Origin of the sequence: Streptomyces sp. NPDC002935 (assembly GCF_040611295.1) — a bacterium.
Lineage (GTDB): Bacteria > Actinomycetota > Actinomycetes > Streptomycetales > Streptomycetaceae > Streptomyces.
In genome coordinates this window covers 48,933-63,872 of record NZ_JBEXNW010000023.1, presented here as the reverse complement: position 1 = coordinate 63,872, position 14,940 = coordinate 48,933, and the positions used below count along the sequence as shown (strand labels likewise).

Below are 14,940 nucleotides of genomic sequence, written 5' to 3'. Positions count from 1 at the left end.
CCCCACACCCTAGCGATGCACGCATATGGTTGGGGACTTCCGGGTAGCGACGATGGTTGCACGAGTGGCTGTGCAGTCCGGTACGTGTACCCCCGGTCAGTCCGGATAAGGCGGAAATCTTCCCGTCAGCTCCCGCACTTCCTCACGCGCGGTCCTGGCGTCGATCTCGTCCCGCAGTACCCCGGCGAACAGGGCCGCGACCCGTGCCATCTCCGCCTCGCCCATCCCCTGCGTGGTCAGCGCGGCGGTGCCGAGCCGCAGGCCACGGGCGTCGCCGTGAGGCAACGCACAGGTGTCGAGGACCATACCGGCGGCGGCGAGCCGGCCACGCGCGGTGCGCCCGTCGACACCGAGCGGCGCGGGATCCGCGGCGAGCAGATGGGTGTCGGTGCCGCCCGTGGTGATCGCGAGCCCCTCCGCGCCCAGCCCGTCGGCCAGCACACGCGCGTTGGCGACCACCTGATGGGCGTACGCGGTGAACGCCGGGGTTGCCGCCTCGCCGAACGCGACGGCCTTGGCCGCGATCGTGTGCATCTGCGCGCCGCCCTGGGTGAACGGGAAGACGGCCCGGTCGACGCGCTCGGCCAGCTCGCTCCCACACAGGATCATGCCGCCGCGCGGCCCGCGGAGCACCTTGTGGGTCGTGGCGCACACGACATCGGCGTACGGCACCGGATTGGGCGCCGCTCCCCCCGCGACGAGCCCGATGGGATGGGCGGCGTCCGCGATGAGATAGGCGCCGACCTCGTCGGCGATCTCCCGGAAGAGCGCGTAGTCGATGTGCCGGGGGTACGAGATCGATCCGCAGACGATGGCCTTGGGGCGACGGGCGCGGGCCAGCGTGCGCACCTGCTCGTAGTCGATGAGCCCGGACTCCGCCCCGACCCCGTAGCCGACGAAGTCGAACCAGCGGCCGGAGAAGTTCGCGGGCGACCCGTGGGTCAGATGACCGCCGAAGGGAAGGCCCATCGCCAGCACGGTGTCACCGGGGCGCAGCAGGGCTGCGTACGCGGCCAGGACGGCCGAACTCCCGGAGTGGGACTGGACGTTGGCGTGGTCGGCGCCGAAGAGCGCCCTGGCCCGGTCGACGGCGACGCGTTCGGCGACGTCGACGATCTCGCAGCCGCCGTGATGGCGGGCGCCGGGGTATCCCTCGGCGTACTTGTTCGCCAGCGGCGAGCCGAGCGCGGCCAGCACGGCCGGCGAGGTGAAGTTCTCGGCGGCGATCAGCTGCAGCGTGGTCGACTGCCGGTCCAGCTCGCCGATCAGGATCTCGGCGAGCTCGGGGTCCTGGCGGCTCAGGACATCCGCTTCGAGCGTGGTTGCGACCGGCATGGTGGACTCCGGACCTCTACGGGGGACGCTTACGTCCAATGTAGGACCGGGACCGGTGGGACGCCCGGTATCACGTCCGCGCGGGTACCCCCGTCAGAGCGGTGACGACCGGATCCAGTGCCTCGTTGATCTCGTCCCCGATGGACCGGAAGAACGGCAGCGGCGCCCCGTAGGGGTCGTAGACCTCGTCGGCCTCCGCGGTCGGGGCCAGCAGCCAGCCGCGCAGGGCCGCGGCGGCCCGCACCAGGGCGACGGCGCGTTCGATCACGCCGTCCTGGAGGGGCGGCAGGGTCGCCGTGTCTATGGCGCGGACGAGGCGGGTGAACTCCTTCAGGGTGAAGGTGCGCAGGCCCGCCGAGTGGCCCATGGAGATGACCTGGGCACGGTGGTCGCGGGTGGCCGTCAGGACCAGGTCGGCGCGGATGACGTGGTCGTCGAGGAGCTCACGTCCGACGAAGCCGGAGGAGTCCGCGCCGAAGTCGGCGAGGACGGTCTCGGCGTTGGCCTCCATGGGCGCGCCCTCGTGGCCCCAGGTGCCGGCGCTCTCCACGATCAGGCCGCCCCACAGGGGGTCGCCGAGCCGGTCCGCCAGGGCATGCCGGGTCAGCCGCTCGGTGATCGGCGAGCGGCACACGTTGCCGGTGCTGACGTGGAGGATGCGGAAGGACCCCCGGGGGGACCCACCGGTCCCCGTGATCCCCGTGCCTATCCATCCACGCCCCGCGTCAGGGGCTGTCAATTCGCCACCTCGAGGTCGGGGACGACCTTCCGGAGCTCCTCCGCCGACAGGGCGCCCGCGCGCAGCAGCACGGGCACCTTGCCGGTCACGTCGACGATGGAGGAGGGCACGTTGCCCGGGGTCGGGCCGCCGTCCAGGTAGACCGAGACGGAGTCGCCGAGCATGTCCTGCGCGGCGTCGCAGTCCTCCGGCGCCGGGTGGCCCGTGAGGTTGGCGGAGGAGACGGCCATCGGGCCGACCTCCGTGAGGAGCTCGATGGCGACGGGGTGCAGCGGCATACGGATCGCGACCGTGCCCCGGGTGTCCCCCAGGTCCCACTGGAGGGACGGCTGGTGCTTGGCGACGAGCGTCAGGGCGCCCGGCCAGAACGCGTCGACGAGCTCCCAGGCCATCTCGGAGAAGTCCGTGACGAGGCCGTGCAGGGTGTTCGGGGAGCCGATGAGGACAGGGGTGGGCATGTTGCGGCCCCGGCCCTTGGCGTCCAGCAGGTCGGCGACGGCCTCGGAGGTGAAGGCGTCGGCACCGATGCCGTAGACGGTGTCCGTCGGGAGGACCACCAGTTCGCCACGGCGGACGGCGGACGCTGCCTCACGCAGACCTGTGGTGCGGTCGGTCGCGTCGTTGGTGTCGTATCGCCGTGCCATTTAGCGGGCCTCCTCATACATGTACTGCTGGCTGGGGATGCGGGGAAACGCGATGCGTGCGCGCACAACGGCGCGGTGGGCCGGAACCCCGTGGGCCGTGCTCACGGCATCGCCTTGCGGGCGGTCGCGAACCGCGGCCGGTTGTTGAGGTCCGGGTGGTCGGCCGCGTCGGCCCAGCCCCGCTCCTCGGTGAAGATCCACGGCACCTGGCCGCCCTGGGTGTCGGCGTGCTCGATGACGACGACGCCGCCGGGGCGCAGCAGACGGTGCGCGGTGCGCTCGATGCCGCGGATGAGGTCGAGTCCGTCCTCGCCCGAGAAGAGGGCGAGTTCGGGGTCGTAGTCCCGGGCCTCCGGCTGCACGTACTCCCATTCGGTGAGCGGGATGTACGGAGGGTTGGAGATCACCAGGTCCACCTGGCCGTCGAGGTCGGGGAAGGCCGCGAGGGCGTCTCCCTGGCGCAGGTCGACCCTGGACCCCTCGACGTTCTTGCGCGTCCACCGCAGGGCGTCCTCGGACAGCTCCACGGCGTGCACACGGGAGCGCGGGACCTCCTGTGCCAGGGCGAGCGCGATGGCGCCCGAGCCGGTGCACAGGTCGACGATCAGCGGTTCGACGACATCCATCGCGCGGACGGCGTCTATGGCCCAGCCGACGACCGACTCGGTCTCGGGGCGCGGGACGAACACGCCCGGGCCCACCTGGAGTTCGAGGTAGCGGAAGTAGGCGCGCCCGGTGATGTGCTGGAGCGGCTCGCGCGCCTCGCGGCGCGCGGTCACCTCCCAGTAGCGGGCGTCGAAGTCCGCGTCCTTGACGCTGTGCAGCTCGCCCCGCTTCACGCCGTGCACGAAGGCGGCGAGCTCCTCCGCGTCGTTGCGCGGCGAGGGCACGCCGGCGTCGGCCAGCCGCTGGGTGGCCTGGGCCACTTCCGCGAGCAGCAGGTTCACGCTGGTCCTCCGGGGCTGAGCTGTTGTCGTTTGCTGTTACGCGTTGGCGAGCTTGGCGGCCGAGTCCGCGTCGACGCAGGCCTGGATGACCGCGTCGAGCTCGCCGTCGAGGACCTGGTCCAAGTTGTACGCCTTGAAGCCGACGCGGTGGTCCGAGATGCGATTCTCCGGGAAGTTGTACGTACGGATCTTCTCGGAGCGGTCGACGGTACGGACCTGGCTGCGGCGGGCGTCCGCGGCCTCCCGCTCCGCTTCCTCCTGCGCCGCCGCGAGGAGCCTGGAGCGCAGGATACGCATCGCCTGCTCCTTGTTCTGCAGCTGGCTCTTCTCGTTCTGGCAGGAAGCGACGACTCCGGTGGGAATGTGCGTGATGCGCACCGCGGAGTCGGTGGTGTTGACGGACTGGCCGCCGGGGCCCGAGGAGCGGTAGACGTCGATACGGAGATCGTTCGCGTGGATCTCGACGTCGACCTCCTCGGCCTCGGGCGTGACGAGGACACCGGCGGCCGAAGTGTGAATCCGGCCCTGCGACTCGGTCGAGGGCACGCGCTGCACGCGGTGCACGCCGCCCTCGTACTTCAGGCGGGCCCAGACGCCCTGGCCGGGCTCGGTGGCACCCTGGCCGCCCTTGGTCTTCACCGCGACCTGGACGTCCTTGTAGCCGCCGAGCTCGGACTCGGTGGCATCGATGAGCTCGGTCTTCCAGCCGACGCGCTCGGCGTAGCGCAGGTACATGCGCAGCAGGTCACCGGCGAACAGGGCGGACTCGTCGCCGCCGGCGCCCGCCTTGATCTCCAGGATGACGTCCTTGTCGTCGCTCGGGTCGCGCGGGACCAGCAGCAGGCGGAGCTTCTCGGTGAGCTCCTCGCGCTGCTTCTCCAGGTCCTTGACCTCGGCCACGAAGTCGGGGTCGTCGGCGGCGAACTCCTTCGCCGTGCCGATGTCGTCCCCGGTCTGCTTCCAGGAGCGGTACGTCGCGACGATCGGGGTCAGCTCGGCGTAGCGCTTGTTGAGCTTGCGCGCGTTGGCCTGGTCGGCGTGCACCGACGGGTCAGCGAGCTTCTTCTCCAGATCGGCGTGCTCGCCGATCAGTTCCTCGACCGCCTCGAACATCTCCGGCTCCAATGGACTGTCCCCAGCTCCGTGACGGGCTCGGGGACGTAGGTACGGCGTGGGGGTCCCCCTGCTCGAACGGGTTCGAGAGCCTGGGGGAGGGGGCTGGACCGCAAAGCGCCGGTCCCGGCGTCCCCGTGCTGGGGACTCCGAAGACCGGCGCTGTGGGCTCGCTACTTGTTGGCAGCCGCAGCCTTGCCGAAGCGGGCCTCGAAGCGGGCCACACGGCCACCGGTGTCGAGGATCTTCTGCTTGCCCGTGTAGAACGGGTGGCACTCGGAGCAGACCTCGGCACGGACGGTGCCGCTGGAGATCGTGCTACGGGTGGTGAACGACGCGCCACAGGTACAGCTGACCTGCGTCTCGACGTACTCGGGGTGGATGTCGCGCTTCAAGGTGTCTCCTAGTTTCGGGAGGGCACCGGGTCGCCGCCGCGGGATGCGGGTGCGTGAACCGGGGCCGACGTACCAGTCTGCCAGCACTGGCCGTATCCCCCAAAACGGGGGGACGCGACGATCTATTCCCCAGGGGTCCGCGCGCAGGTCAGCCGGGGCTGACGACACCCTTCGCGGTGCCCGTGGCGGTTCCCTTGGTGGCCGCCTTCGGGATCGGCAGGTCGTCCTTCAGCGCCTTCCAGACCAGCTTCGCCTTGGCCTTGTCGACCAGGACGCGGTTGGCGTCGGCGCTGTCGTACTGGACCGGCATCGTCACCATGTTCATGTGGGACGAGCTGATGCCCTTGAGGCCGCCCGCGAAGGAGGCGAGGTCGGTGACACTGCCGATGTCGGAGTCGGTGGTCACCGTCCGGGTCGCGGTGTCGGCGAGGTCGTACAGCTTTTTCGGGTTGGACAGGATGCCGATGTGCTTGACCTGGTCGACCAGGGCCTTCATGAAGGCCTGCTGGAGCTGGATGCGGCCGAGGTCGGAGCCGTCGCCGACGCCGTGCCGGGTGCGGACCAGGCCGAGCGCCTGCTTGCCGTCGAGCTCGTGCGATCCGGCCGTCAGACGCAGATGGCTGTCGGGGTCCGAGATGGCCTTGGTCGTGGTGACCGTGACGCCGCCCAGGTCGTCGATCAGCTTCTGGAAGCCGCTGAAGTCGACCTCCAGGTAGTGGTCCATGCGGATGCCGGAGAGGGACTCGACGGTCTTCACCGCGCAAGCGGCGCCGCCGGTGGAGTAGGCGGAGTTGAACATCACGCCGGAGGCGGCGCCGTGGACGGTGCCCTGGGGGTCGACGCAGGACGGCCGCTCGACGAGGGTGTCGCGGGGGATGGACACCACGCTGGCCCTCTTGTGGCCCTTGTACACGTGGACGATCATCGCGGTGTCGGAGCGGGCGCTGCCGTCGTCGGTGCCGCCGCCCAGCTTCTTGTTGCTGCCGGAGCGGGTGTCGGAGCCCAGGACCAGGATGTTCTCGGAGCCGTTGTCGACCTTGGTGGGCCGGTCGCTGCCGAGCGCCTGGTTGATGTCGACGCTCTTGAGGTTGCCGTTGAGCTTGAAGTACAGGTAGCCGGCTCCGGTGCCGCCGAGCACCACGATGCCCGCCGCGGTCCAGGCCGTGACGAGCAGGGCCTTGCTCCGCGTGCTGCGGGTCCTGCGGCGGCGGCCCTTGGCCCGGCGCTGGGTGCTGGTGCCGGAGTCCCCCGGTATTGCGGGCTCCGGCGTGCTCTCGGCAGGCATGTGCTCCTCAATTCCTTTGCGGTCGGTTACCCCCTGCTTTCAGGGCTAGGCCCGTCTGGTCGTGACGAGGCGTACCGCTCCATGGTCACTCCGTACGGTCAGACGGGGAAACCCGGGAAAGGGTTGCACAACGAAATGTGCCCACCGCGTGGCGCGATGGGCACATTGCGTGATCGGTGAGACCGGGAAAACCCCGCTCACCTGCGATGTCAGCCGAAGATGTCGTACTCCTGGAAACCGGTGCCGACCGAGATCCGCGTGGCGAAGATCTCGCTGGTGGCCTTGCCGGTACCCGGGTACAGGTACAGCGTGCCGCCGGAGGTGCGGGCCAGGAAGTCGGCCTTGCCGTCGCCGGTCACGTCACCGACGGCGTCGAAGGCGTTGTAGCTGCTCCACGTACGCACCTTGATGCGGGAGGAGAAGGCGCCACTGCCGGTCTTGCCGGTGCCCTTGTACAGGTAGACGTACGAGCCGGTCTTGCTGCGCGCGATCAGGTCGGCCTTGCCGTCGCCGGTGAAGTCGCCGTGCCCGCGCACCGAGTTGTACTGGCTCCAGCCGGTGCTGACCTGGACACGCGAGGAGAAGGTGCCGTTGCCCTTGCCCGGGTACTGCCACATCACGCCGGAGGAGTCGACGGAGAGGATGTCGGGCAGACCGTCGCCGTTGAGGTCGCCCGGCGCGATGATGCGCTGACGGGTACCCCAGCTGCTGAAGATCTTTTCGGTGGACCAGTCGTCGATCGACTTCACGTAGTGCATCCAGAGGACGTCACCGCTGGCGCTGTCGCGGACCACGAGGTCCTGGTAGCCGTCACGGTTCAGGTCGGTCTGGAGCACGACGTTGACGCCGTCCCAGCCGCCCCACGACACGCGCGCGGCGAACGAGGTGCCCTTGGAGTCCTTCGAGTAGCCCGTCTTGGTCGACGCGTTACGGACCCACAGGTCGGCCTTGTGGTCGCCGCTCAGGTTCGTGTCCTCGACGCGCGGGTAGGCGGCACCGACATAGGTGCTGACCTTCGAGAAGACGCTGCGGGCGCCCTCAGCGACGCAGTCCTCGACACCCCAGGAGACGACGCCCACGATGCGGCCGCCGACGATCAGCGGGCCGCCGGAGTCGCCGTTGCAGGCCGAGACGGTGCCGGTGTCGCTGCCGGTCGCCGGCTTGCCCGCGCAGACCATGTGGCCCTTGATGAAGTCGGCCGGATAGGTGTTGCTGCACGTGGTGTCCGAGTTGATCGGCAGCGTGGCCGTCTTCAGCGTCTCGGAGATGTCCTGCGTGGTGGAGCTGGTGCGGCCCCAGCCGTAGAGCGTCGCCTCGGTGTTGGCCGCGTACGAGGCGGTGTCACCGGACGTCGTCATGCGGATCGGCTTGGCGGTGACGGCGTTCGCCAGCGTGATGACCGCGATGTCGTTGTCGATGGTCGTCGAGCTGTACGAGGGGTGGTTCCACTGCCGCCAGGGGGCGCTCACCGTGGCCCCCGACGGCAGGTCGCTGCCGGTCGGCAGCTGGGAGGTGCCCGTGATGACGGCGCCGTTGGCCTTCCAGTCGTAGCCCTTGACGCAGTGCGCGGCGGTCAGGATCTTCGTCGGCGAGACGACGGAGCCACCGCAGAAGAAGCCGAGGTCGTCGGCCTCGCTGGTGGTGCCCTTGTCGTCGTAGTACCAGAGCTGGGCCATGAACGGGGCCGTGGCGATGGTGGTCGTGGTGCCGCCGATGATCTTCGGGTCGACGCGCGCCGTGTTCGTACCCGCGCTCAGCGACGCCTTCTGGGTCGTCCGGCCCGCGATGTCGTCACCGGCGACGGCGCCCGCCACACGCTTCTCCAGCTCGGCCAGGGACGGCGTCGAGTGGGTGGGCCGCACGGTCGGGGTGGGCAGCGTCGTACTGGGCGCGGCGTTCGCGGACGACATCAGAAGCGCGCCGGCGACCGCGGCGGCGAGGCCGGCTGCGGCGACCGGCACGGCGATCCGTATACGGCGTCTGTGTCGACCGCCTCCGGACGTGGACGTATCCACTCAAGTCCCCCCTCAGAGTCAAGAGTTCAGATCTGCTTCAGCAGAAGTTCAAGGGCGCGATCGTACATGTGCACCGGACAGCACAAAGGACCGCCCCCGTCACCTGCGTGACGGGGGCGGTCCTTGGTGGTTCTTGCCCTACAGACCTCAGTCGTTGCCGTTGCCCGGCGACGGCGTGGTCTTCTGGATCTGGAGCAGGAACTCGGCGTTCGACTTCGTCTGCTTCATCTTGTCGAGCAGCAGCTCGATCGCCTGCTGCTGGTCGAGCGCGTGGAGCACGCGGCGCAGCTTCCAGGTGATGGCGAGCTCGTCGCTGCCGAGCAGGAGCTCTTCCTTACGGGTACCGGACGCGTCGACGTCCACCGCCGGGAAGACGCGCTTGTCGGCGAGCTTCCGGTCGAGCTTGAGCTCGGCGTTGCCGGTGCCCTTGAACTCCTCGAAGATGACCTCGTCCATGCGCGAGCCGGTGTCGACCAGCGCGGTGGCCAGGATCGTCAGCGAGCCGCCGTCCTCGATGTTGCGCGCGGCACCGAAGAAGCGCTTCGGCGGGTAGAGCGCGGTCGAGTCGACACCACCGGACAGGATGCGGCCGGAGGCCGGGGCGGCGAGGTTGTACGCACGGCCCAGACGCGTGATCGAGTCGAGCAGCACGACGACGTCGTGACCCAGCTCCACCAGACGCTTGGCACGCTCGATGGCGAGCTCGGCGACCGTGGTGTGGTCCTCGGCCGGACGGTCGAAGGTCGAGGAGATGACCTCGCCCTTCACCGACCGCTGCATGTCGGTGACCTCTTCCGGACGCTCGTCGACCAGGACGACCATCAGGTGGCACTCGGGGTTGTTGACGGTGATCGCGTTGGCGATCGCCTGCAGGATCATGGTCTTGCCGGTCTTCGGCGGGGCCACGATCAGACCGCGCTGGCCCTTGCCGATCGGCGCGACGAGGTCGATGATCCGGGTCGTCAGCACGCCCGGGTCGGTCTCCAGGCGGAGCCGGTCCTGCGGGTAGAGCGGCGTCAGCTTGTTGAACTCCGGGCGCCCGCGGCCGGATTCGGCCGCCATGCCGTTCGCCGAGTCGAGGCGGACCAGCGCGTTGAACTTCTCGCGGCGCTCGCCGTCCTTGGGCTGGCGCACCGCACCGGTGACGTGGTCACCCTTGCGCAGACCGTTCTTGCGGACCTGGGCGAGGGAGACGTACACGTCGTTGGGACCCGGCAGGTAGCCCGACGTACGGATGAACGCGTAGTTGTCGAGGATGTCGAGGATGCCCGCGACGGGGATCAGCACGTCGTCGTCGGCGACCTGCGGCTCGGCGATCTCGTCACGTCCGCGACGCCCACGGCGGTCCCGGTAACGGCCGCGCCGGCCGCGGCGGCCGCCCTCGAAGTCGTCGTCGTCCTGCGGGCCGTTGTCGCGCGGGCCGTTGTCACGCGGACCACTGTCACGCGGCTGCTGGCGGTCCTGACGGCCGCCGCCCTGCTGCTGACGGTCCGGACGGTCCTGGCGCTCCTGACGGTCGGGGCGCTGCTGTCCACCACCCTGGCCGCCCTGCTGCTCGTCGCCCTTGCTGGGACGGCGGTCGCGGTCACGGCCGCCCCGGTCGCGGTCACGGCGGTCACGGCGCTCACGACGGCCGTCGGCGCCCTCGGCGTCGCCCTGTGTCTGCGTCTCGGTCTTCGGCTCGCTCTTCGCCTCGGCGACAACCGTCTCGGGGCTGCCCGCGTCGGCGGTGGCACGGCGACGGCGGCGCTCAGCGGGGGCGTCGTCGGACGCCGGCTGGCCGGGGATCTCGATCTGCTGCTGGGCTACGGCCTTCTCGGCGTCGCCCTTCTCGGCCTTCTTCTCGGCCGGGGCGGCGGCCTCGTCGCCCGTGCGGGCCTTCGAGGTGGTCCGGCGCTTCGGCTTGGTCTCGGCGGCGGCGTCGTCGGACGCCGTCTTGGCCGGAGCACCGCCTCCGGCCTGCGCCTCCTTGATGACCTCGATCAGCTGGCTCTTGCGCATACGCGCGGTGCCCCTGATTCCGAGGCCGGATGCGACCTGCTGCAGCTCGGCCAGCACCATGCCGTCAAGGCCGGTACCGCGGCGTCGCCTGGAGCCGGCACCGGTGGCAGGCGCGGAGGCGTCCGTGGCGGGCGCGGCAGCGGTCTCCTCGACACGTGCGCCCATCAGATCGGTGGTGTCGCTCACGAAGGGTCCTTCCCTGGAGCGGACGTCGGCCTGTCTGGCTCGGCGACCGGTTGTGCTGTCCGGCTTTGGTCCTTGCTATGTGGACCGTGCCGGGGCGGTGGTCCGCCAAAGCGGCGGAAGAAATATCTGATGATGACGATTCCGGAGCCGTGGCACTGAGGTTCGGTGTCATCGGCTCGGTCACGCCGGTTCCGGAGCGTGCTCAGCACTGCTCAGCGCATAGCACCCAATGCAAGGCACAAAGCAGTTTGGGAGGCTCCCGGAAGAATGGGTGTCCCGGACGGGGACGCGAAGCACCTCGCCATGGTGGGGTCGGGTGCAGACTTGAGGTTAACACTACCGGATCCAACAAACATTCCCCCTCTCCAAATCCGGCAACCGTGGGTCGTCAATTGACCCCGGCAGGTGCGAGGGGCAGCACGCACGCCCCCTGCGCGTCGAGGTCCAGACGGTTGGCGGCCCAGCTCTGACCTGCGAGATCGGCCACCTTGTCGGCCGACGCGCGGTCCGCCAGAGCGAGCACCGTGGGCCCCGCGCCGGAGATCACCGCCGGGATGCCGTCGGCGCGCAGGCGCTCCACGAGAGCCGCGCTCTCCGGCATCGCCGGGGCGCGGTAGTCCTGGTGCAGCCGGTCCTCGGTCGCGGGCAGCAGCAGCTCGGGGCGCCGGGTCAGCGCCTCGACGAGCAGTGCGGCACGGCCCGCGTTGGCGGCGGCGTCGACATGCGGGACGGTGCGCGGCAGCAGACCGCGCGCGGTCTCGGTGAGCAGGGGCTTTCCCGGTACGAAGACCACCGGAACGATGGAATCGGCGGGCTCCATCCTGATCGCCCGCGCGGCGCCGGACTCCATCCAGGAGAGCGTGAAACCGCCGAGGAGACAGGCCGCGACATTGTCGGGGTGTCCCTCGATCTCGGTCGCGAGCTCGAGGAGCGCGGTGTCGTCGAGCCTGCTGTCCCCGCCTATCGTCACCGCGCGGGCGGCGACGATGCCGGCGCAGATGGCGGCCGAGGACGAGCCGAGACCACGGCCGTGCGGGATGCGGTTGGCGCAGACGATCTCAAGGCCGCGCGGCTGGCCGCCCAGCAGATCGAAGGCGGTGCGCAGGGAGCGTACGAGGAGATGGTTCTCGTCGCGCGGCAGCGTCTCGCTGCCCTCACCCGCGATGTCGATGTGCAGCCCGGAGTCGGCCACCCGGACGACCACGTCGTCGTACAGCCCCAGTGACAGGCCGAAGGCGTCGAAGCCCGGGCCGAGGTTGGCACTGGTGGCGGGGACGCGCACCCGGACGGCGGCGGCGCGGAACGCTGGACCGGCCATCGCTCGATGACTCTCCTTGAGCTGCGTGATGTACGAGATTTTCGAAGCACTGCGAGATGAACTGCGACAGACGGGCACCGGGACCCGGAGTCCGCAAAGTCGGCGCGGCACCGCGGCATATGCGGCGGGCGGGTTAGGTACAGCCTATCGAAGGAAGGTTCTGTGGCGACATAGGGCGCACAGGAGGCGCACGATGCGTGTCGAAAGCCTCCCGTGCACCCCCCATAGGGTCGCGATCGGGTCACCGTAGGGGGTGACCCCCGATGGCGGGCGTTTCCGTCGGCTTCTGCCGGTTTTTTGCCCACCTTCCGCGAGGCCCACCCGCGTTCGGCGCGTTCCGCCGTGTGCGGCGGGGCCGGCCGGCCCCGCCTGGCGGGTTCACGCCTGGCGGTTTTACGCCAGGCCGAGCCGCTCCGCCGCCGTCGCCGCGTCCACCGGGACCGTGACCGGCTGCGGGGCGCCCGCGACGGCCCAGTCGGGGTCCTTGAGCCCGTTTCCGGTGACCGTGCAGACGATGCGCTGCCCCGGGTCGACCTTGCCCTGCTCGGCGGCCTTCAGCAGACCGGCGACGGACGCGGCGGACGCGGGCTCGACGAAGACGCCCTCCTGCGCGGCCAACAGCCGGTAGGCGCGCAGGATCTCACGGTCCGTCACCTCGTCGATGAGGCCACCCGACTCGTCCCGCGCGGCCAGCGCGAACTTCCACGAGGCCGGGTTGCCGATACGGATCGCGGTGGCGATGGTCGACGGGTCCTTGACGACCTCGCCGCGCACGATCGGCGCGGAACCGGACGCCTGGAATCCCCACATGCGCGGGGTGCGCCGGGCGATGCCGTCGGCGGCGTACTCCGTGTACCCCTTCCAGTACGCGGTGATGTTGCCCGCGTTGCCCACCGGAAGGACGTGGATGTCGGGCGCGTCGCCGAGCATGTCCACGATCTCGAACGCGGCGGTCTTCTGGCCCTCGATACGCACCGGGTTGACCGAATTGACCAGCGCCACCGGGTAGTTGTCGGACAGCGAGCGCGCCAGCGTCAGACAGTCGTCGAAGTTGCCGTCGACCTGGAGGATCTTGGCGCCGTGCACGAGGGCCTGGCCCATCTTGCCGAGCGCGATCTTGCCCTGCGGCACGAGGACGGCGCAGACCATCCCGGCGCGCACGGCGTAGGCGGCGGCGCTCGCCGAGGTGTTGCCGGTGGAGGCGCAGATGACGGCCTTCGCGCCCTCCTCCTTCGCCCGCGTGATGGCCATGGTCATACCGCGGTCCTTGAAGGACCCGGTCGGGTTGGCGCCCTCCACCTTGAGGTGGACCTCGCAGCCCGTGCGCTCGGAGAGCACCTGCGCGGGCACGAGCGGCGTGCCGCCCTCGCGGAGCGACACGATCTGCGTGCTGTCGGACACCGGAAGCCGGTCCCGGTACTCCTCGATGATTCCGCGCCACTGGTGGGTCATTGCTGGTTACTCTCCTTCAACCCGCATGATGCTGGCGACTCCCCGAACGGTGTCGAGGCTGCGCAACGCCTCGACGGTCCCGTCCAGGGACGCGTCGGACGCACGATGGGTGACGACGACGAGGGAGGCCTCGCCGTCCTTGCCCGACTGACGCACGGTGTCGATGGACACCCCGTGCTCGGCGAACACGGTGGCGACCTGAGCGAGAACACCCGGTTTGTCGGCCACGTCCAGGCTGATGTGATAGCGCGTCACGACCTCGCCCATGGGCGAGACGGGCAGCTGGGTGTACGCGGAGGCGCCGGGTCCGGTGGCACCGCCGAGCCTGTTGCGGCAGACAGCCACCAGGTCGCCGAGAACGGCGGAGGCCGTCGGGGCGCCGCCCGCGCCCGGCCCGTAGAACATCAGCTGACCGGCGGCGTCCGACTCGACGAACACGGCGTTGTACGCGCCGCGCACGGAGGCGAGCGGGTGGGTCAGCGGAATCATCGCGGGATGCACGCGCGCCGTCACCGATCCCCCGTCGGCGGCCCGCTCGCAGAGGGCGAGCAGCTTGATGGTGCAGCCCATCTCCTTCGCCGAGGCGAAGTCGGCGGCGGTGACCTCGGTCATGCCCTCGCGGTAGACGTCGTCGAGGCGCACGCGCGTGTGGAAGGCGATCCCGGCGAGGATGGCGGCCTTGGCGGCGGCGTCGAAGCCCTCGACGTCGGCGGTGGGGTCGGCCTCGGCGTACCCGAGCGCGGTGGCCTCGTCGAGGGCCTCCTGGTAGCCCGCCCCCGTGGAGTCCATCTTGTCGAGGATGAAATTGGTGGTCCCGTTGACGATCCCCATCACCCGGTTGATCTTGTCGCCGGCGAGGGACTCGCGCAGCGGCCGGATCAGCGGGATGGCACCGGCGACGGCGGCCTCGTAATAGAGGTCCCTGCCGTTCGCCTCCGCCGCCGCGTGCAGGGCGGCGCCGTCCTGGGCGAGCAGCGCCTTGTTCGCGGAGACGACGGAGGCGCCGTGCTCGAACGCTGTGGTGATCAGCGTACGGGCGGGCTCGATACCTCCGATGACCTCGACGACCACGTCGATGTCCCCGCGTTTGACGAGGGCGGTGGCGTCGGTGGTGACGAGATCGGGGTCGATGCCCTCGCGCACCCGGGACGGCCGCCGCACGGCGACACCGGCCAGCTCGACGGGGGCTCCGATGCGCGCGGCGAGGTCATCGGCGTGCGTCGTCATGATGCGCGCCACCTCTGAGCCGACAACCCCGCAGCCCAGCAGCGCCACCTTCAGCGGACGCGTACGCATCATCCGACCTCGTTTCCTCATACCGTCTTCGGTTGGACCAGTCTCACTCACCGGACGGGAGTTTCTACCCTTCGTCCGGATCGTGAGACGTCCATTTCATTTTTCTGCTAGGCGACGACAGGAGATCTTCCGCCCCGGTCCGCACCCTGCTGATCCGGTCCATCCGACCACCTGAAGTCACCCCCTGTCACGTGACGTCATGTCTCCACCATCA

The 14,940-nt window shown here is 70.0% G+C and carries 12 protein-coding genes; all 12 read right to left on the bottom strand.

Annotated elements, in window-relative coordinates:
• Window positions 1-96 precede the first annotated feature (96 nt).
• Window positions 97-1,335: a serine hydroxymethyltransferase gene (gene glyA, locus ABZX90_RS28040; protein ID WP_351127788.1), complete on the bottom strand. Its 1,239-nt coding sequence runs from the start codon at window positions 1,333-1,335 to the stop codon at window positions 97-99.
• A 70-nt stretch (window positions 1,336-1,405) separates the two neighbouring features.
• Window positions 1,406-2,074 carry a protein-tyrosine-phosphatase gene (locus tag ABZX90_RS28035; RefSeq protein ID WP_351127787.1) on the bottom strand — a complete coding sequence of 223 codons (669 nt, stop codon included), beginning with the start codon at window positions 2,072-2,074 and terminating at the stop codon, window positions 1,406-1,408.
• Window positions 2,071-2,718: an L-threonylcarbamoyladenylate synthase gene (locus tag ABZX90_RS28030; RefSeq protein ID WP_266762819.1), complete on the bottom strand. Its 648-nt coding sequence runs from the start codon at window positions 2,716-2,718 to the stop codon at window positions 2,071-2,073. Before ABZX90_RS28030 ends, ABZX90_RS28035 begins: the two co-directional genes overlap by 4 nt.
• Window positions 2,719-2,819: 101 nt before the next feature.
• Window positions 2,820-3,665, bottom strand: coding sequence for a peptide chain release factor N(5)-glutamine methyltransferase (gene prmC, locus ABZX90_RS28025; protein WP_266762817.1), 846 nt, complete (start codon window positions 3,663-3,665; stop codon window positions 2,820-2,822).
• 36 nt (window positions 3,666-3,701) lie between these two features.
• Window positions 3,702-4,778 (bottom strand): peptide chain release factor 1, encoded by a 1,077-nt coding sequence (gene prfA, locus ABZX90_RS28020; RefSeq protein WP_351127785.1) that lies wholly within the window; start codon window positions 4,776-4,778, stop codon window positions 3,702-3,704.
• Window positions 4,779-4,951: 173 nt separating this feature from the next.
• A complete protein-coding gene (gene rpmE / locus ABZX90_RS28015) occupies window positions 4,952-5,173 on the bottom strand; it encodes a 50S ribosomal protein L31 (RefSeq protein WP_100595864.1) in 222 nt (73 codons plus the stop codon).
• 148 nt (window positions 5,174-5,321) lie between these two features.
• Window positions 5,322-6,458, bottom strand: a complete 1,137-nt coding sequence (locus ABZX90_RS28010; RefSeq protein ID WP_351127782.1) for an LCP family protein — start codon at window positions 6,456-6,458, stop codon at window positions 5,322-5,324.
• A 209-nt stretch (window positions 6,459-6,667) separates the two neighbouring features.
• Window positions 6,668-8,368, bottom strand: a complete 1,701-nt coding sequence (locus ABZX90_RS28005) for a trypsin-like serine protease (RefSeq protein WP_351127922.1) — start codon at window positions 8,366-8,368, stop codon at window positions 6,668-6,670.
• A 252-nt stretch (window positions 8,369-8,620) separates the two neighbouring features.
• Window positions 8,621-10,660 carry a transcription termination factor Rho gene (gene rho, locus ABZX90_RS28000; protein WP_351127780.1) on the bottom strand — a complete coding sequence of 680 codons (2,040 nt, stop codon included), beginning with the start codon at window positions 10,658-10,660 and terminating at the stop codon, window positions 8,621-8,623.
• Window positions 10,661-11,048: 388 nt separating this feature from the next.
• The gene (gene thrB, locus ABZX90_RS27995; RefSeq protein ID WP_351127778.1) at window positions 11,049-11,978 is read right to left on the bottom strand and encodes a homoserine kinase; all 930 of its coding nucleotides are present in this window, start codon (window positions 11,976-11,978) and stop codon (window positions 11,049-11,051) included.
• Between the two features lie 393 nt (window positions 11,979-12,371).
• On the bottom strand, window positions 12,372-13,430 hold the full coding sequence (thrC, locus tag ABZX90_RS27990) for a threonine synthase (protein ID WP_351127776.1): 1,059 nt from the start codon (window positions 13,428-13,430) through the stop codon (window positions 12,372-12,374).
• Window positions 13,431-13,436: 6 nt separating this feature from the next.
• On the bottom strand, window positions 13,437-14,726 hold the full coding sequence (locus tag ABZX90_RS27985) for a homoserine dehydrogenase (protein WP_351127920.1): 1,290 nt from the start codon (window positions 14,724-14,726) through the stop codon (window positions 13,437-13,439).
• Window positions 14,727-14,940 lie beyond the last annotated feature (214 nt).

What these genes read in the sequence shown, in the direction of transcription:
- glyA (WP_351127788.1), bottom strand. Translation starts at nt 1,335, where the DNA reads ATGCCGGTCGCAACCACGCTCGAAGCGGATGTCCTGAGCCGCCAGGAC.
- ABZX90_RS28030 (WP_266762819.1), bottom strand. Translation starts at nt 2,718, where the DNA reads ATGGCACGGCGATACGACACCAACGACGCGACCGACCGCACCACAGGT.
- prfA (WP_351127785.1), bottom strand. Translation starts at nt 4,778, where the DNA reads ATGTTCGAGGCGGTCGAGGAACTGATCGGCGAGCACGCCGATCTGGAG.
- ABZX90_RS28010 (WP_351127782.1), bottom strand. Translation starts at nt 6,458, where the DNA reads ATGCCTGCCGAGAGCACGCCGGAGCCCGCAATACCGGGGGACTCCGGC.
- ABZX90_RS28005 (WP_351127922.1), bottom strand. Translation starts at nt 8,368, where the DNA reads ATGTCGTCCGCGAACGCCGCGCCCAGTACGACGCTGCCCACCCCGACC.
- thrB (WP_351127778.1), bottom strand. Translation starts at nt 11,978, where the DNA reads ATGGCCGGTCCAGCGTTCCGCGCCGCCGCCGTCCGGGTGCGCGTCCCC.
- thrC (WP_351127776.1), bottom strand. Translation starts at nt 13,430, where the DNA reads ATGACCCACCAGTGGCGCGGAATCATCGAGGAGTACCGGGACCGGCTT.
- ABZX90_RS27985 (WP_351127920.1), bottom strand. Translation starts at nt 14,726, where the DNA reads ATGCGTACGCGTCCGCTGAAGGTGGCGCTGCTGGGCTGCGGGGTTGTC.